Consider the following 16494-nt stretch of genomic DNA (forward strand, 5'->3'; position numbering starts at 1 on the left):
GACTGAGCAATCTGTAAACATTGTTAGGTATATTTTATTGCTATTACATAGCAGTTCACAGTTCCCCCCTTCAGTGGCAGGCATCGAAAGCCCGGTTGCTCTAGGGTGGGCGGGTCTCCCGCCCGCGCGTCCAAATCACGGTGCTGCTGCCTGTGCGGCTATTCATCCCATAACTATCACCGCGCGGGCAGGAGACCTTCCCACCCTACGATTCCCGGCGAACTCTAATGCATCGGGCACGCGGCCAAGCCACACCCACGATAAGGCAGCCTAGAACTTCACCTCATACGTCGCCCGCACCCGTACGCTGTTCGGGAAAATCACCGCCCGCGTCTGCGCACCGATCTGCTCGTCCCGGTAGATGTTCTCGGCCAGGTAGTCCTCGTTCAGCACATTGGCCAGCGCCACGCGCAGTTGCTGCTTCGGGTCGATCTTCCACAGCGCGTACAGGTCGAGGTCGCGCCGCGCCCAGGAATAGGCGTACTGGTTCAGCGAGGAGCGCACCAGGCCTCCGGTGCGGAAGGCGAAGCTGCCGCCCGTGGTCCAGGCCCCGAGCTTGTAGTCGGCGCCCAGGTTGACCGTGAGCGGGGTTTGCTGGTCGAGGCGGTTGCCGGGCCCCGGCACCGAGTCGACGCGCGACCAGTTGCGGTTGACGCTGGCGCGCAGGTCCACCGCCGGCGCGTCCTTCATCAGCGCCTTGAGGGGGAACTTGGTCTCGATTTCGAGCGTGCGCGTGACGGCGCTGTCCTGGTTGCTCGGGGTAAGGACCCAGCGCTCGCCGTCGAAATAGGTGAGGAAGCGCGTGAAGTCGCTGATGCGGCGCATTGATGCGCTGGCCGAGACCAGCGCGCCTTCGGCCCAGTAGTGCTCGTACGAGAGGTCGATGCCGAAGGCCAGTTCGGGTTTCAAGTTCGGGTTGCCCTGGTAGTCCTGCTGGGTCGGGCTGTTGTTTTCGTTGGTATTGCGGCGCGGGCTCAGGTTGCCGATGTTCGGCGCCTTGTAGGTGCGGCTCAGGGCCAGGCGGAACTGGTCGCCGTTCTTTCCATTCGCGCCCGGGATCTTGTAAAGCGTCTGCATGATCGGGCTCCAGACGTTGGAGCCGTTCCTCGCCGTGCCGAAGGTATTGCCCTCGACATGGGTGCGGATGCCCTCCCAGCGCGCGCCCAGGTACATCGACCATTGCGGCGTGATGTTCCACTCGTCCTGGCCGAACACCGCCAGGCGCTTGACGCGCGCATCGGCGAATTCGTCCAGCGGCTGCGGCCCGCCGAGCAGGCGCGCTTCGCGGCGCTCGTCGTCGCGGGTGTCCAGGCCGCCGTCCCAGCCGAAGGCCAGCGCATGGCCCGCATCCAGGGTGCGGGTGTACTTGCCGGTCGAGTTGATGCCGCGGTCCCTGCTTTCATTGACGATCACCGTATCGAGCTGCGGCGCGCGCCGGTGCACCTGGTTGGCGGCCTCCCCGGCGGACACGCCCAGTTTCATTTCCAGCTTGGCGCCGCTCTCGAACTTGCGGGTCCAGCTCAGGTCCGAGCGCAGGGAGGTCCCCTCGTTGTCGGTCCGGTGCAGCAGGTCGGGCTGCGGCGCCGGCGTGCCGATCAGCGTTTTCGTCAGCTGCCGCAGGTCGTTGTGGAAGCGGTTGTTGTTGACCCAGGTCTGCGAGGTGATGGTGTCGCCGTTGGCCAGCGTCCAGTTCAGGCGCGGATTGATGTTCAGGAAGGTAAAGCCCCCGTCCTGTGCCATGGTGCTGGTGCGCAGCAAGGTGGTGCGGCCGTCCGGCGCGACGATGAAGTCCAGGCCAGGCGGCACGTTCTCGAAGCGGTCCTGGGCGGCATTGGCCGACACCGAATACGAGAAGCCGCCGTCGCGATCCGACAACTGCAGGCTGGCGTTCGGGCCGAAGCCCATGCTGGACGCCTGGGCCGCCAGCTTCAGCTCGCGCAGGCGGTTCTTGACCGAACGCTTGAGGATGATGTTGATGGTGCCGGCCACCGACTGGGTCGAGAACTCGGCGCTGGCCGCGCGCAGCACTTCGATGCGCTCGATCGAATCGGGCGCCAGCGACTCCATCGAAAAGCCGGCCGGGGCGCGCTCGCCGATCACCAGGATCTGCGTGTAGCCGCTGCCCAGCCCACGCATGCGGATCTCGCCGCCGCGGCCGTTGGCGCTGTTGACGGTGATGCCGGGCACGCGCTTGAGCACGTCGAGCACGCTGGTGTCGCCGTATTTCGTGATCTCGTCGCTGTTCACCACGACCTTGCTGGCGGTGTCGTCGCGGCGCGGGTCATAGCTGTCCGCCGTGCCTTTGACTTCCACCCGCTCGATCTTCTTGCCCTCGCCCTCCTTGAGGGACTCGGCTTTCAACGGGGCCGTTTTGGCCTCCTGCGCGAGCGCGGGCAGGCAGAGGCTGACGGCGGCGGCAAGCAGGCCGAGGCGGATCGGGTAAATACGGGTCATGTCGTGCTTCTCGGATGCAGGGGCCGACATTGTCCCAGAAGCAATTCCTATTGTCGCGGTAAATCGCATATGCATGCAGCGAGAAACATGTCATTCCCATACATTAACGCCGTTATAATTCGCCATCGAACCAATATTCAGAGGCCCATCAAAGTGTCCCGTTTAAAAGTCTTGCCCCAGTATGTGATGCCGAAGACGGCGCTGACCAACTTCGCCGGCCGCGTCGCCGGCGCCAAGGGCGGCGCCATGACGACCCGCCTGATCCGCTGGTTCGTGGGCAAGTATGGCGTGAACATGGACGAGGCCGCGAATCCGGACGTCGCGAGCTACAGCAGCTTCAACGAATTCTTCACCCGCCCGCTGCGCCCCGGTGCGCGCCCGCTGGCGCAAGCCGACTTCGTCTGCCCGGTGGACGGCGCCATCAGCCAGTTCGGCGACATCGATGACCACCACATCTTCCAGGCCAAGGGCCACAAGTTTACCTCGGCGGAACTGGTCGGCGGCGACGAGAAACTGGCCGCGCACTTCCAGCACGGCCACTTCGCCAACCTCTACCTGAGCCCGAAGGACTACCACCGCATCCACATGCCTTGCGACGGCCGCCTGACGCGCATGATCTATGTGCCGGGCAAGCTGTTCTCGGTGAACCCGACCACGGCGCGCGGCGTGCCGGGCCTGTTCGCCCGCAACGAGCGCGTGGTCTGCGTGTTCGAGTCCGATGAACACGGCCCCTTCGTGATGACCCTGGTGGGCGCGACCATCGTCGGCAGCATGGCCACCGCCTGGCATGGCGTGGTGAACCCGCCGCGCATGACCCGCATCTGCGAGTGGAATTACGAACCGGGCCAGGTCAGCTTGAAAAAAGGCGAAGAAATGGGCCGCTTCCTGCTCGGCTCCACCGTGGTGATGCTGTTCAAGAAGGGCGCGATCGCCTTCAATGGCGAGTGGGCGCCGGAGCGTTCGGTGCGCCTGGGCGAGACCATGGGCAATCGCCCCGCCTAAACGCTGGTCGGGCGGTGTCCGCGCTCGCGGCACTCCCCTTCCATCAAATCGAGGAAGGCCCGGGTCTTGGCCGGCATCAGCCGGCGCCCCGGGAACACTGCCCAGCCGCTGGCCACGGGCAAATCCCATTCCGGCAGCACCCGCACCAGTTCTCCCGTCGCCAGGTAGGGACTCGCAAAAGTCTGCGAGCTGCCCGCGATACCGGCGCCGCGCGAGGCGATGCGCGCCAGCAGGTCGGGCGAATTGGCGGTCAGCCGCGCCGCCAATTGCCGTTCCCATTTCATCTTGCCGCGTGTGAGCACCCAGGTTGGGGCCGCGCCGCTGCGATTGAGCATGCACAGCAAATCGTGTTCGAGCAAATCGTCCGGATGTTCCGGCAGGCCGTGCCGGGCCAGGTAGCCAGGCGAGGCGTACAGCCCGAAGTATTCGAGGTTGATCGGACGCGCATTGAGCGAGGCATCGTCCGGCAGATCGCCCATACGGATCGCGATGTCGAAGTTTTCCGCGATCAGGTCGACCCGCCGCGGCGACAGGTCCATTTCGACCGACACCGCCGGGTAGCGCGCGATATAGCGCGCAATCACCTCGTGCAGACCGCTGTTGGCGAAGTCGCCCGGTACCGACATGCGCAGCTTGCCGCTGGGTTCAACCTGGCGGTGCTGGGCCAGGGCCCCGGCCGCCTCGACCTCTTCCACGACCTTGCGCGCGTGTTCGAGCAGGCTGGCGCCGAACTCGGTCACCACCAGTTTGCGCGTGGTCCGCAGCAAGAGGCGCTCGCCCAGCTTCTGTTCGAGCAGCGCGATGCGCCGCGAGACCGTCGATTTGGGCAGCTGCACGCGCTCGGCGGCGCGGCTGAAGCTGCCCGCCTCGACGATGCGGGCAAACAGCAGTAAATCATTCGGTTCGACATCCATGATTGTTCCACCAGCAGGATAATGTTATCCATTCTACTGGCTTCCAGATCGTTTATGGAACCGTTACAGTGGGTCCATCGCTTCACTCTTCGAACAAAGGGACACACCATGAACATCCTGCACATCACTTCCAGCGTCCGCGGCAACGATTCGGAAACGACCCGCGTGACCAATCTCGTCGTCGACAAGCTCCTCGCCGCCAACCCGGGTGCAAGCGTGGTGCGCCGCGATTTCGGCGCCCAGCCGCACCCGCTGCTCGACGGCGCCGCCGTCGGCGCGCTGTTCACCCCGGCGGAGCAGCGCTCCGCCGAGCAGGCCGCCCGCGTGGCCCTGGACGACGCCCTGATCGCGGAAGCGCAGGCCGCCGACGTGATCGTGATCGGCGCCCCGATGTACAACTTCGGCATGCCGGCCCAGCTCAAGGGCTGGTTCGATGCGATCGCCCGCTCGGGCGTGACCTTCCGCTATACCGAGACCGGACCTGTCGGCCTGCTGGCGAACAAGAAGGTGTATGTGGCCACCGCACGCGGCGGCGTGTACCCGCCTGACGCCGACCCGCAGGTGCCGCACATCCGCATGCTGCTGAACTTCCTGGGCTTGAAGGACCATACCTTCATTTACTCGCATGGCCTGAACATGGGGCAGGAAGCGGCGGCCAAGGGCCAGCAGGCAGCCAACGAGGCGGTGGAAGCGGCACTGGCCTGACCCGCCCCCGGGGCGGTGCAACAATGGATCAACCAACAGGAGAACAGCATGACCGAGCAAACCACATTCGCCACGATCGCGACATCGCGCGGCGTCGAACGCCTGGTCAACGGCCAGTACGTGATGGACGGCGCGGGCGTGAAGATCAACCGCGTGTTGACCGGCGTGTTGCAGCGCCGCCTCGATCCCTTCCTGATGCTCGATGCCTTCGGCAGCGACAAGGCGGGCGACTACATCGCCGGCTTCCCGGAGCATCCGCACCGCGGCTTCGAGACCGTCACCTATATGCTCAACGGCAGCATGCGCCACCGCGACAGCGCCGGCAACGAGGGCCTGGTGACGAACGGCGGCGTGCAGTGGATGACGGCCGGCCGCGGCGTGATCCACTCCGAAATGCCCGAACAAAGCGAGGGCCTGATGGAAGGCTTCCAGCTCTGGCTCAATCTGCCGGCCAAGGACAAATTGACGGCGCCCTGGTACCGCGACATCCCGGCCGAAGAGGTGCCGCGCTTTACCAACGACGATGGCGTGACGGTGCAGGTGATCGCGGGCGCGACCCACGGCGTGGCCGGGGCGGTGCAGCGCGACACCACGGCGCCGCTCTACCTCGACCTGGAGATCCCGGCCGGCGTCACGTTCGAGCAGCCGATTCCGCAGGGGCACAACGCCTTCTTCTACGTGTATCGCGGTGAAGTCGTCGTCGATGGCAAGGCCGTGGGCAAGACGCGCATGGCGATCCTCGACAATGCCGCCGGCGCCGACGGCGTGCGGATCAAGGCAGTCGAGCCGACGCGTTTGATCCTGCTGGCCGGACGGCCGCTGAACGAACCGATCGCCCAGCACGGGCCCTTCGTGATGAACACCACGGAGCAACTGCACCAGGCCTTCGACGACTTCCGCGCCGGGCGCTTCGCGTAACACCCTGGCGGGAAGACTGCATGCACGCAGCCTTCCCGCTTGCGCTACACTGCCGGCATGACGTATTCGCACCGCTTCCCATCATGCCCTTGATCGATACTGTTTCGGATTTACTCTCGCGCGCCAGCCGCGCGCTGGGCCTGGAGACGGTCGACTCCTTCCCGCCCGGCCATGCCTATGCGCGCACGCGCTGGAACAAGGCTTACTTCGACATCCCCTCGGACATGAAGCCCGACGCGATCGAGCACACGCTGTGCGAAGCCATCGCCAACACGCCTCTGGTGTTCGGCGAAATCCTGAATCCAACCCCGCGCATGCAGCGCGCGCTGCTGGCGCTCATCGAACAGCGCTTGCGGCGTGGGCACGGGGCGCCGCTGGACCTGGCGCAGCTGCTGGTGGCGGCGTATCGGAGTCCGCATACGGTGGAGACGGTGCCGGGGTTGCGGCAGGCGATTCTCGACACGGCGAGGTTCGAGCCGCAGGTGCAGGCCAATGCTTTGCTGGCGTTTTTGGCGGATGCGCCGGCGGCGTTTGGGGTGATCGAAGCGCGGGTTTGAATATGATTTGCGACGAATTTGAAGGCGGTTGAACGCGCGGGCGGGAGACCCGCCCACCCTACAAGGGCATCCGTAGGGTGGCCGGGTTTCCCGGCCGCGCGTTCAATTACATGGTGCGTTGTCGTGAATCCGGATGCAAAGCATTACTCGGCACATACCGCTCCCTTAGCCACATGAACGGCGTCTCCACCAGCTTGTACAACAACCACCCCGTCAGCACCGACAGCGCCAGCATCGCCACGATGGTCACAGGATGCTCCGCCCCGAACCCCTGCCCCGCCATCCATTTCGCCCCCAGCACGCACACCTGCTTGTGCAGCAGATAAATCGCATACGACCACAGCGCCAGCGGCCCCGCCCCCGGCACCCGCAAGCCGCGCAGCAGCGAGCCTTCCGCCACGGCGGCGACGATCAACATCGAAAAGCCCAGGGCGAGCAGCGGAAACCCGAACACGGTGACGAATTGGCCATACCGGTCGTCCAGGAAGCCCGAGAACGTCGCCCCGCACACCGCCAGCCCGGCCAGCCCCATCAGGTTCCCGTGCCGCGTCAGCCGGCCCCACGCACCGGCATGATGGTTGCGCAGCAGCGCCAGCGCCACCCCCGCCAGCAGCTCGTCGAAGCGGCATAAGCTCGAGTAATAAATGTACTTGAAATAGAAGTAAAGCTTATGCTTCTGTCCCGCCATCTCCTGCCACAAGTCGGCGCGGATCAGCATTCCCGCGATAAAGGCCAGCGCGATCGCCACCCAGGCCAGCCGGATCGAGCCCTTGCACGCCGCACCAAGCAGGGCGAGCGCCGGCAACAGCATATAAAACTGCTCCTCGATCGCCAGCGACCAGCTGTGCGAAAACGCACTGCCCGGCTCCAGCCCGACGTTCTGGATGAAGCTCAGGTACTCCCACAGCGGCAGCAGCGGCGCCGATCCCCGAAAGGCGGGCCACAGGAAGTACAAGGCCAGCACCACCCAGTAATTCGGCAGCGTGCGCAGCAGCCGGCGCGCGTAGAAGTGCCGCAGCGAGAAGCCGCCAGGTCGCTTCATCGCCGCGAAAATCTGGTTGCCGATCAAATAACCCGAGAGCGCGAAGAACAGGTCCACCCCGACCCAGCCGATCTCGCCGACCCAGCCGAAGGTGGGCGCGTCGCTCGCGAACAGCACGTAATGGTGCAGCACCACCAGCGTAACGGCGAGCGCGCGCAGGGTGTCGAGGCCGTGGACGCGAATGGTGGAAGTGGCGTGCTGCATGCGTGGGCTGTGGATGCGGAAGTGCCGGATGATGCCACGGCGCCCCGCCGCATGCCAGCTTTGTCCGCTAGAATACCGGCACCCGAGACATCCCGAGCATGCCACCGCAATGACCTCTTCCAGCAAATACCAGTTCAAATCCGTCAACTACACCGCCCTGGCTTCGGGCCCGCGCGTGATCATCATGGGCGCGACCCATGGCAACGAGATCTGCGGCACCCAGGCCATCCTGCGCGTCATGAGCGACATCGACAGCGGGCGCTTGCAGATCGCGGCCGGCAGCGTCACCTTCGTGCCGGTGGTGAACCCGAAGGCCTTTGATCAGAACACCCGCAACGGCGACCGCAACCTGAACCGCAACCTGTTCCCGAAGGACGACCCGCAGGACTTCGAGGACCACATCGCCAACTGGCTCTGCCCCCTGCTCGGCCAGCACGACGTGCTGCTCGACCTGCACTCGTTCAACGCGACGGGCGGCCAGCCCTTCGTGATGGTCGGGCCGCCCGACAACGCGGGCCCGCTGCAGCCGTTCCAGCACGCGGCAAAAGAACGGGCATGGGCGCGCCGCCTGGGCGTGAAACGCTTCGTGGACGGCTGGCTGGCCGCCTATGGCGACGGCGTCAAGCGCCGCAGCCGCGGCGATGCGGCCGAGCTGGAGACGGTGCTGCGCTACGGTGTGGGCACCACCGAATACATGCGCACCACCGGCGGCTATGCGCTGACGCTCGAATGCGGGCAGCATGAGGACCCGAGCGCGCCGGAAGTCGCCTACCGCGCCATCATGAACACGCTGGCGCATTTGAAACTGATCGAGGCGCCGGATCCGGAGCCGGTCCCCTTCGACGAGATGGAAGCGCTGTCCATGGTCGTGGTGCATGACAAGCTGGACGCGGCCGACCGCTTCACCCGCCAGTGGGCGAGCTTCGATCCCGTCACCGAGGGCGACGAGATCGGCGTGCGCGCCGACGGCACGCCCGTGACGGCGGAATTCTCCGGGCGCATCCTGTTCCCGGATGCGAAGGCGAACGCCAACTCCGAGTGGTATTACCTGACCCGCCCGAATCCAGGCTTCGGACGGGAGCAAGACCTCAGCCCGGCGACAGGAACTTGAGCATGACGATGCCGGTGACGATCAGCGCAATCGCCCCGAGGCGCATGGCGCCGGCCGGCTCGCCCAGCATCACCATGCCGGCAATCGCAGTGCCGACGGTGCCGATGCCGGTCCAGACCGCGTAGGCGGTGCCCAGCGGCAGCTGTCGCAGCGCGAGCCCCAGCATGCCGATGCTGCCCAGCATGGCCAGCAGCGTCCACAGCGACGGCATGAGTTTGGTGAAGCCTTCGGTGTATTTCAGGCCGACTGCCCAGGCGATTTCCAGCAGCCCGGCAATGAAGAGATAGAACCAGCTCATGCGTTACCTTTCGCGGCGTGTGCGCCCTAGTGTCGGAGGGCGCCGAGTATACCACCGGGCCCGGCCGTGCCCTGCACCGTAAAACGGCCGTCCGCCAGCAAGGATTTTCTGAATATCGTAAGATGACGATATTCGGATCGAAAGAACCCGATACAAGGAAGAACTCATGGACATCGACGCGATCCACAAGGCCCTGGCCAACCCGGTACGGCGCCAGATCCTGCAGTGGCTCAAGGATCCGCACCAGTATTTCGCCGAGCAGGAGCATCCGCTCGATTTCGGCGTCTGCTGCAAGCTGATCGACCAACGCGCGGGCCTGTCGCAATCGACGGTCTCGGCCCATTTGGCGACGCTCCAGCGCGCCGGCCTGGTAAGCACTCGGCGCGTCGGCCAGTTCATCTTCTTCCAACGTAACGAGGAAACCATCCAGGCCTTCCTCGGCCAACTGAATGACGGATTGTAGGAGTATTTCAATGACGACCATGTTTGATCCACTGCGCGTTGGCGCACTCGAACTGCCGAACCGTATCATCATGGCGCCGCTGACGCGCGCCCGCGCCATTGGCGGCGACCGCGTGCCGAACGCGATGATGGCCGAATACTATGTACAGCGCGCCTCTGCCGGCCTGATCCTGTCGGAAGCCACCGCCGTCACTCCGATGGGCGTGGGCTATGCCGACACCCCGGGCATCTGGTCCGACGAGCAGGTCGAAGGCTGGAAGATCGTTACCGATGCCGTGCACAGGGCCGGTGGCCGCATCTTCCTGCAGCTGTGGCACGTGGGCCGCATCTCGGACCCGCATTTCCTCGACGGCCAGCTGCCGGTGGCGCCTTCGGCGATCGCGCCAAAGGGTCATGTGAGCCTGCTGCGCCCGATGCGCGACTTCACCACCCCGCGCGCCCTCGAGCTGTCCGAGATCCCGGGCATCGTCGCCGCTTACCGCAAGGGCGCCGAGAACGCCAAGCTGGCCGGTTTCGACGGCGTCGAAGTCCACGGCGCCAACGGCTACCTGCTCGACCAGTTCCTGCAGGATTCCAGCAACCGGCGCACGGACCAGTATGGCGGCTCGGTCGAGAACCGCGCTAGATTGATGCTGGAAGTGACCGACGCCTGCATCGAGGTCTGGGGAGCCGACCGCGTCGGCATGCACCTGGCGCCGCGCCGCGATTCGCACGACATGGGCGATTCCACTCCGGCCGACACCTTCGGCTACGTCGCGCGCGAACTGGGCAAGCGCGGCATCGCCTTCATCTGCGCCCGGGAAGCCATCGGCGACGACAGCCTGCGCGCCCACCTGAAGAAGGAATTCGGCGGCGTGTACATCGCCAACGAAAAGCTGACCAAGGAAAGCGCAGAAGCGCTGATCAAGTCCGGCGAAGCCGATGCGGTGGCGTTCGGGGTGTGGTTCATCGCCAACCCGGATCTGCCGAAGCGCTTCAAGGCGGATGCGCCGCTGAATGCGCCGAAGCCGGAGCTGTTTTATGGACCGGGGCCTGAAGGCTATATCGATTATCCGGCGCTGGCTTGAGCTAGCGGTTCGCTACTAACTTGGGTTCCGCTGGACCCCAAGTTAGCCGCACACCACCAAAGCCTCCCCACCCATACATACGTCCTACAAACCGATATGTATGTGGTGTAAACAACAGCCCACCCATGCTATTCTTGCGCGATTATTTTTATCGCGCACCTAGCCTGCGCTGTCCAGGAGACTTCGTGAACAACTTCGCACCCCTCGTGATGGCGCTCGCCATCGCTTCCGCATTCGCATTCAACGCCGCTTGCGCCGCACCCGCACCGGCGCGCGCCGAGAATGCCTACCTGTCGCAAGCCGATGCCGCCGCCCGTTCGGCGCGCGTGTCGAACGTGGACTATGTGCTGGACTTCACCCTCACCGGCAAGGAAAGCTTCGCCGGCACCACGACCGTCAGCTTCGACCTGGCCGACACCGGATCGGCCGTCACGCTCGACCTGGACAAGGCCACCATCACCTCGCTCACCGTCAACGGCAAGCAGGTCGCCCCCAAGTACAACAACTGGTTCATCACCCTGGCCCCGCAAGACCTGGTCAAGGGAAAAAACACCGTCACCGTCGGCTACGAGCGCCTGCACAGCACCAATGGCGAAGGCCTGCACCGCATGGTCGACCCGGTCGATGGCCGCGTCTACACCTATTCGCATTTCGAGCCGGCCGCCGCGCACCAGATGTTCGCGGTGTTCGACCAGCCCGACCTGAAGGCCACCTATACCGTCACGGTCAACGCGCCGAAGGACTGGGAAGTGGTCACCACCACCCGCGAGTCCGGCATTGTGGATGCCACCGGCGGCAAGCGCTGGACCTTCCCGAAGTCGAAGAAACTCAGCCCCTACAACTTCTCGCTGCACGCCGGCCCCTACAAGGTCTGGGAAGACAAGAGCGGCAAATACCCGATGCGCCTGTTCGCGCGCCAGTCGGTCGCCGCGCAAGTCACCCCGGCCGACTGGTTCCGCTACACCAAGAGCGGCCTGGCGTTCTTCGACGACTACTTCGGCATCCCTTACCAGTTCGAGAAATACGACCAGCTCTTGGTGCCGGACTTCCTCTACGGCGCGATGGAGAACGCGGCGGCGATCACCTTCGCCGAAGGCGGCTTCCTGTACAAGGCCGAGATGACCGCTGCCCAGAAGGGGCGCCTGGCCGAGGTCATCATGCACGAGATGGCGCACCAGTGGTTCGGCGACCTGGTCACCATGAAGTGGTGGAACGGCCTGTGGCTGAACGAAAGCTTCGCCGCCTTCATGGCGACCCTGGCCACCGCCGAAGCGACCGAATTCAAGGATGCCTGGCAGTCCTTCTTCCAGGACGACAAGCAGGCCGCCTATGCGCAGGACCAGAAGGTCTCGACCCACCCGATCGAGGTGCCGGTGCCGTCGTCCTCCAATGCTTTCGATAACATCGACGCGATCACCTACTCGAAAGGCGCCTCCGCGCTCAAGCAGCTGCGCCACATGCTGGGCGAGGAAGTGTTCCGCAAGGGCGTGCACAATTACCTGGTGAAGTACTCCTGGCAGAACGCCAGGCTGGAAGACTTCATCGGCAGCCTGGGCGAGGCGGCCGGCCGCGACCTGTCGAAGTGGACCCAGGACTGGCTTTACCAGGCCGGCGTGAACACCATCGCCGCCAACTACACCTGCGCCAATGGCAGGATCAAGGCCTTCTCGCTGCACCAGACGGCGGCTGGCAAATCCCTGCCGACGCTGCGCGAACAGCGCGTGCAGGTCGGCGCCTTCAAGCTCGATAACGGCAAGCTGGTGCTGGCCAAGAATGTGCCGGTCACCTATGCCGGCGCCAGGACGAATGTGCCGGGCATGGTGGGCGCGGCCTGTCCGGACCTGGTCTACCCGAACTACCAGGACTGGGGTTTCGTGAAGGTCCAGCTGGACAAGCGCTCCTTCGACACCGCCCGCACGACCCTGGCCGGCGTGGACGACCCGCTGCTGCGCGCCATGCTGTGGCAAAGCCTGTGGGACGGCGTGCGCGACGCCAAGCTGCCGCTGAACGATTTCATCAAGGTGGCCCTGGCCAACGCGCCGCAGGAAAAGGATTACACCCTGCTGGGCGACGTGCTGGGCAAGGTGACGACGTCGAAATACTACCTGGATGCGATGGCCCTCGATAACGCGTACAGCCGCCAGACGGCCAGGCAGCTGGAAGACATGGCATGGAACGGCGTCGTCGCGCACAAGGGCAACGACAACTTCCAGCGCCGCTGGTTCTCGACCTACCTGAGCGTGGCGAGCAGCCAGGAGGCCCTCAGCCGCCTGGCCGGCATGTTGGACGGCAAAGGCACCGAAGGCCTGAACATCGGCCAGGACCAGCGCTGGGCGATCATCAATCGCCTGAACCGCTACGACGCCAGCGGCGCCACGAAGCTGGTCGAGCTCGAGGCGGCCCGCGACAAGTCCGACACCGGGCAAGGCGCCGCGCTGGCCGCCACCGTGGTGCGTCCGGACCCGAAGGTCAAGGCCGAATGGCTGGCCACCGTGCAGGACCTGCAGACCAAGCTGCCGTTCTCCAAGGTGCGCACCGCGATGGGCAGCATGTATCCCGCCGAGCAAAAGCAGCTGGCCGAGCAGACCGCCGCCGGCCGCCTGGCGAAACTGCAGGCGATCGACAGGGCGGCAGGTCCCGTCTTCATGCGTTCCTACGCCGGCTCGATGATCCCGACCGGCTGCACCCCGGCCAGCGTGCAACGCCTGAGCCGCGCGGCGGACAGCATGAAGGACCTGTCGGCCGGCACCCGTCGCTCCCTGCTCGACGCGCTGCAGGAAGACCAGCGCTGCGTGGCGATCAAGAAGGCCCTGACAGCGCCGAAGTCGTAAGCCTTGACCTCTCCTGGCGACGCGGCCTGGCCGCGCCGCAGTCCCGGCTGGCCGCTCGTGGCCACGCTGGGCCTGCACCTGCTGCTGGTCTGGAGCTGGCGGACCGCGCATCCGCCGGCCCAGGAAACGTTTGAAGAGCGCATCTTCAACGTAATCCGGATTCCGCCGCCGGCGCCCGAGCCGGCCCCTGCCCGCCGCGAGACGGCTGTTGCGCGCAGCAGGGCGCCGCGCACAGCCATGCCGGCGCTGCCGGAGGCCGTGCGCGAACCGGATGCGGCCACACCACCCCGCGACGCGCCTGCTCTGCTCGCGGACCCGCCGGCCATCAGCGCGCCGCCCCTGCCTTCCGAAACAACGCTCGGCGCGATGTTCGGACGCGCACGCCGCGATGCCGGCGCCATCGACCGCGAACTACGCAAGGGCAAGTCCGGCGTGCCGGCCGTGGCGGACACGGCGGGGGGCCGCTTCATGCGCGCGCTCGAGGACGCCCATATCGACACCAGCCGCACCGTAACCAGCGAATCGTATACCGCGCCCGATGGGGAAGTCGTCTACCGCTTCCGGAAAGGCGGCAAGATCATTTGCCGCATCAGCGGCGGCGTCAAGCCCGGTATCGGCAACGCCATCGGCCCGAGCGCTTTCGATGTCCAGGGAGGCAACGGTACTGCCGGCCTGATCAACTGCCCGAGCCATGCCACCTGGAAGCGCGATTAGGTTTCTACAGCGCATCGACCTGTGCTAATGTTTTGCCACTTTTCCAGATCAAGGACTTACATGAAACGCGTTACTGGCATCGGCGGCATCTTCTTCCACGCGAACGACCCGGTGGCCCTGCGCGCCTGGTACAAACGGCACCTGGGTCTGGACGTCCTCGAATGGGGCGGCGCCGCTTTCACCTGGACCGACGAGGCCGGCAACCCGACCAAGGGCACGACCATCCGGTCGGTCGGCCCACCCGACAACGGCCAGTTCGCCCCGAGCAAGGCCTCCTTCATGATCAACTACCGCGTGGCCGACCTCGACGGCCTGCTCGCGGTGCTGCGCGAGGAAGGCTGCAAGGTGCTGGAGAAACCGGAAGATTCCGAATACGGCAAATTCGGCTGGGTCATCGACCCCGAAGGCAACAAGGTCGAGCTGTGGGAACCGCCGGCAGGCCAGTGAGCCTCGGGCACCGGCAGCGCAGGCGGTAGCGACAACCGCGCGTGTTGAGCGCGCTCAAGGAATACATTGAGCCAACCGGCCCCGTTCCGGCTTGTGCGGCGTCAAACTGGCCAAGTCACATCCGCTGCCACGAGGGAACGATGCTGCGCCGACTATCCAACCATGTCCTGGCCTTACCCCTTGCGCTGCTGGCGGCGCTGGCGCTTGCCGCCCTGCTTTCCGGCTGCCGCCTGCGCGAGGCCGGGCAGGAAGACCTCGTCATCCCGGAGCTGGTGCGCACCCACCTGTATGTCGCCCCATCCGGCTCGGACAGCAATCCCGGCACCCGCGACGAGCCCTTCCGCACGCTCACGCGGGCGGCGCAGGCAGCCACGCCCGGCACCACCGTGCACGTGGCGCCGGGCACCTATTTCGGCGGCATCCGCACCAATACCCACGGCACGGCCGAGGCGCGCATCGTGTTCGAGTCCACCGAACGCTGGGGCGCGCGGCTGGTGCCGCCGCTCGACTCGCGGCGGCCGGCCGCCTGGGACAACCGCGCCAACTACCTGGACATCGTCGGCTTCGAGATCGACGGCACCCAGTACCAGAGCGGCATGAAATGGCTGAGCGGCATCTACAATGCCGGCTCGCACAATGGCGTGCACCACAACCGCATCCACCATGTCGGCAACGACGTGCCCTGCGAAACCAGGGGCGGCGCGGGCATCGGCATCGACAGCTATTACAAGGGCAACGACGCCGAAGTGGTCGGCAACCAGGTGCACGACATCGGCCCGCCGGACTGCCGCACCATGCACGGCATCTATATCAGCACCCGGGCCAGCGTGCGCGACAACATCATCTACCGGGCCTCGGGCAGCGGCATCCACCTGTGGCACGACGCCACCCATGTCACCATTCGCGGCAATACCGTGGTGGCGTCCGGCACCGGCATCGTGGTCGGCGGGGGCGACTACTATCACAGCAAGGGGCCGAACGACCATACGCACACGGTCAACAACATCGTGGTCGACAATGGCCATGGCATCGTGGAACAGGGCGAGACCGGGTCCGACCTCAGCTACCGCAACAACCTGGTTTTCCAGAACGGCGGCAGCGACTGGAAACTGCCTGCGGGTCGGGAGCACGCCGGCACGGTCAGCGCCGGCCCCATGTTCGTCGACTACACCCGCACGGGCCCCGAGCCCGATTTCCGGCTGCAGCCGGGCTCGCCGGCGATCGGCAAGGGGCTGGCGCCGGGCGGCGCAGAGGCGGCTGGCGGCAAGCCAAGGCGGCTCACCGATATCGGCGCGGTTCCCTACACGCCGCCGGAACTGGCAACGCCCATGTCCACGGCCACGGAGTGATCAGCGGATCTCGTGCACCAGCTCGAACGGGCGGCACAGGCGCGCGCCCTTGGGCGTCACCACGAAGGGGCGGTTGAGCAGGACCGGATGCGCGGCCATCGCATCGAGCAGCGCCGCGTCGCCCGTACCCGGCGCATCGAGGCCGAGTTCGGCGAACTTCGCTTCCTTGCTGCGGATGGCGTCAAGCACGCTCAGGCCGGCAGCGGCGATCATCTGCTGCAAGCCCTCGCGGGTCAGCGGGGTGTTCAGGTACTCCACCACCTGCGGCTCGTGCCCGGCCGCGCGGATCGCCGCCAGGGTATTGCGCGACGTCCCGCAGTTCGGGTTATGGTAAATCGTGATATCCATCTGCAATCGTCCCCGCTTTCGCTCTGCTTGATTATTCAATAATGCCTGGGCTGCCACCTCGGTAACCCATT

At 65.6% G+C, this 16494-nt stretch carries 15 protein-coding genes and 1 pseudogene; 11 read left to right on the top strand and 5 right to left on the bottom strand.

Features of this window, described 5'->3' with window-relative positions; all coding sequences use genetic code 11:
- Nucleotides 1–270 precede the first annotated feature (270 nt).
- A complete protein-coding gene (locus AC56LR_RS06870) occupies nucleotides 271–2454 on the bottom strand; it encodes a TonB-dependent receptor plug domain-containing protein (RefSeq protein ID WP_497128900.1) in 2184 nt (727 codons plus the stop codon).
- 171 nt (nucleotides 2455–2625) lie between these two features.
- Here AC56LR_RS06870 and asd point away from each other — a divergent pair, with 171 nt between their 5' ends.
- Nucleotides 2626–3456 carry an archaetidylserine decarboxylase gene (asd, locus tag AC56LR_RS06875; protein WP_497128967.1) on the top strand — a complete coding sequence of 277 codons (831 nt, stop codon included), beginning with the start codon at nucleotides 2626–2628 and terminating at the stop codon, nucleotides 3454–3456.
- On the opposite strand, the gene AC56LR_RS06880 is transcribed toward asd, so the two are convergent.
- Nucleotides 3453–4370 carry a LysR family transcriptional regulator gene (locus AC56LR_RS06880; RefSeq protein ID WP_497128902.1) on the bottom strand — a complete coding sequence of 306 codons (918 nt, stop codon included), beginning with the start codon at nucleotides 4368–4370 and terminating at the stop codon, nucleotides 3453–3455. The two genes, asd and AC56LR_RS06880, sit on opposite strands and share 4 nt — an antisense overlap.
- Before the next feature lie 108 nt (nucleotides 4371–4478).
- Between AC56LR_RS06880 and AC56LR_RS06885 the strand changes: the two genes are divergently transcribed.
- From AC56LR_RS06885 to AC56LR_RS06895, 3 genes are read left to right on the top strand one after another with little or no spacing between them, the layout of a single operon-like run.
- Nucleotides 4479–5075 (top strand): FMN-dependent NADH-azoreductase, encoded by a 597-nt coding sequence (locus tag AC56LR_RS06885; protein ID WP_497128904.1) that lies wholly within the window; start codon nucleotides 4479–4481, stop codon nucleotides 5073–5075.
- A 48-nt stretch (nucleotides 5076–5123) separates the two neighbouring features.
- Complete coding sequence (locus AC56LR_RS06890) at nucleotides 5124–5993, top strand: pirin family protein (protein ID WP_497128906.1); 870 nt, start codon at nucleotides 5124–5126, stop codon at nucleotides 5991–5993.
- 20 nt (nucleotides 5994–6013) lie between these two features.
- The gene (locus AC56LR_RS06895; RefSeq protein WP_497128908.1) at nucleotides 6014–6550 is read left to right on the top strand and encodes a hypothetical protein; all 537 of its coding nucleotides are present in this window, start codon (nucleotides 6014–6016) and stop codon (nucleotides 6548–6550) included.
- Between the two features lie 106 nt (nucleotides 6551–6656).
- Here AC56LR_RS06895 and AC56LR_RS06900 read toward each other — a convergent pair whose 3' ends face one another.
- The gene (locus AC56LR_RS06900; RefSeq protein WP_497128910.1) at nucleotides 6657–7796 is read right to left on the bottom strand and encodes an acyltransferase family protein; all 1140 of its coding nucleotides are present in this window, start codon (nucleotides 7794–7796) and stop codon (nucleotides 6657–6659) included.
- A gap of 109 nt (nucleotides 7797–7905) precedes the next feature.
- On the opposite strand from AC56LR_RS06900, the gene AC56LR_RS06905 reads away from it, so the two are divergent.
- Entirely contained in the window at nucleotides 7906–8907 is a 1002-nt protein-coding gene (locus tag AC56LR_RS06905) for a succinylglutamate desuccinylase/aspartoacylase family protein (protein WP_497128913.1), read from the top strand.
- On the opposite strand, the gene sugE is transcribed toward AC56LR_RS06905, so the two are convergent.
- Nucleotides 8885–9205, bottom strand: coding sequence for a quaternary ammonium compound efflux SMR transporter SugE (gene sugE / locus AC56LR_RS06910; protein WP_497128915.1), 321 nt, complete (start codon nucleotides 9203–9205; stop codon nucleotides 8885–8887). The genes AC56LR_RS06905 and sugE overlap by 23 nt on opposite strands.
- Before the next feature lie 166 nt (nucleotides 9206–9371).
- Here sugE and AC56LR_RS06915 point away from each other — a divergent pair, with 166 nt between their 5' ends.
- The 6 genes from AC56LR_RS06915 (at nucleotide 9372) to AC56LR_RS06940 (ending at nucleotide 16075) form a co-directional block, all read left to right on the top strand.
- The gene (locus AC56LR_RS06915; protein ID WP_497128917.1) at nucleotides 9372–9668 is read left to right on the top strand and encodes an ArsR/SmtB family transcription factor; all 297 of its coding nucleotides are present in this window, start codon (nucleotides 9372–9374) and stop codon (nucleotides 9666–9668) included.
- A gap of 10 nt (nucleotides 9669–9678) precedes the next feature.
- Complete coding sequence (locus AC56LR_RS06920) at nucleotides 9679–10734, top strand: alkene reductase (protein ID WP_497128919.1); 1056 nt, start codon at nucleotides 9679–9681, stop codon at nucleotides 10732–10734.
- Nucleotides 10735–10919: 185 nt separating this feature from the next.
- Nucleotides 10920–13565 carry an aminopeptidase N gene (gene pepN, locus AC56LR_RS06925; RefSeq protein ID WP_497128921.1) on the top strand — a complete coding sequence of 882 codons (2646 nt, stop codon included), beginning with the start codon at nucleotides 10920–10922 and terminating at the stop codon, nucleotides 13563–13565.
- A 3-nt stretch (nucleotides 13566–13568) separates the two neighbouring features.
- Nucleotides 13569–14279: a hypothetical protein gene (locus AC56LR_RS06930; RefSeq protein ID WP_497128923.1), complete on the top strand. Its 711-nt coding sequence runs from the start codon at nucleotides 13569–13571 to the stop codon at nucleotides 14277–14279.
- A 60-nt stretch (nucleotides 14280–14339) separates the two neighbouring features.
- A complete protein-coding gene (locus AC56LR_RS06935) occupies nucleotides 14340–14726 on the top strand; it encodes a VOC family protein (protein WP_497128925.1) in 387 nt (128 codons plus the stop codon).
- A gap of 140 nt (nucleotides 14727–14866) precedes the next feature.
- Entirely contained in the window at nucleotides 14867–16075 is a 1209-nt protein-coding gene (locus AC56LR_RS06940) for a right-handed parallel beta-helix repeat-containing protein (RefSeq protein ID WP_497128927.1), read from the top strand.
- Nucleotides 16076–16081: 6 nt separating this feature from the next.
- On the opposite strand, the pseudogene arsC reads toward AC56LR_RS06940, so the two are convergent.
- Nucleotides 16082–16423, bottom strand: a pseudogene (arsC, locus tag AC56LR_RS06945) (arsenate reductase (glutaredoxin)); the annotation flags it as partial.
- Nucleotides 16424–16494 lie beyond the last annotated feature (71 nt).

This window comes from Telluria sp. ZT3P39, assembly GCF_059685935.1.

Bases quoted from the DNA above. Each gene is read 5' to 3' on its own strand.
- AC56LR_RS06870 (WP_497128900.1), bottom strand. From the start codon at position 2,454: ATGACCCGTATTTACCCGATCCGCCTCGGCCTGCTTGCCGCCGCCGTC.
- AC56LR_RS06880 (WP_497128902.1), bottom strand. From the start codon at position 4,370: ATGGATGTCGAACCGAATGATTTACTGCTGTTTGCCCGCATCGTCGAG.
- AC56LR_RS06885 (WP_497128904.1), top strand. From the start codon at position 4,479: ATGAACATCCTGCACATCACTTCCAGCGTCCGCGGCAACGATTCGGAA.
- AC56LR_RS06890 (WP_497128906.1), top strand. From the start codon at position 5,124: ATGACCGAGCAAACCACATTCGCCACGATCGCGACATCGCGCGGCGTC.
- AC56LR_RS06895 (WP_497128908.1), top strand. From the start codon at position 6,014: ATGCACGCAGCCTTCCCGCTTGCGCTACACTGCCGGCATGACGTATTC.
- AC56LR_RS06900 (WP_497128910.1), bottom strand. From the start codon at position 7,796: ATGCAGCACGCCACTTCCACCATTCGCGTCCACGGCCTCGACACCCTG.
- AC56LR_RS06905 (WP_497128913.1), top strand. From the start codon at position 7,906: ATGACCTCTTCCAGCAAATACCAGTTCAAATCCGTCAACTACACCGCC.
- sugE (WP_497128915.1), bottom strand. From the start codon at position 9,205: ATGAGCTGGTTCTATCTCTTCATTGCCGGGCTGCTGGAAATCGCCTGG.
- AC56LR_RS06915 (WP_497128917.1), top strand. From the start codon at position 9,372: ATGGACATCGACGCGATCCACAAGGCCCTGGCCAACCCGGTACGGCGC.
- AC56LR_RS06920 (WP_497128919.1), top strand. From the start codon at position 9,679: ATGACGACCATGTTTGATCCACTGCGCGTTGGCGCACTCGAACTGCCG.
- AC56LR_RS06935 (WP_497128925.1), top strand. From the start codon at position 14,340: ATGAAACGCGTTACTGGCATCGGCGGCATCTTCTTCCACGCGAACGAC.
- AC56LR_RS06940 (WP_497128927.1), top strand. From the start codon at position 14,867: ATGCTGCGCCGACTATCCAACCATGTCCTGGCCTTACCCCTTGCGCTG.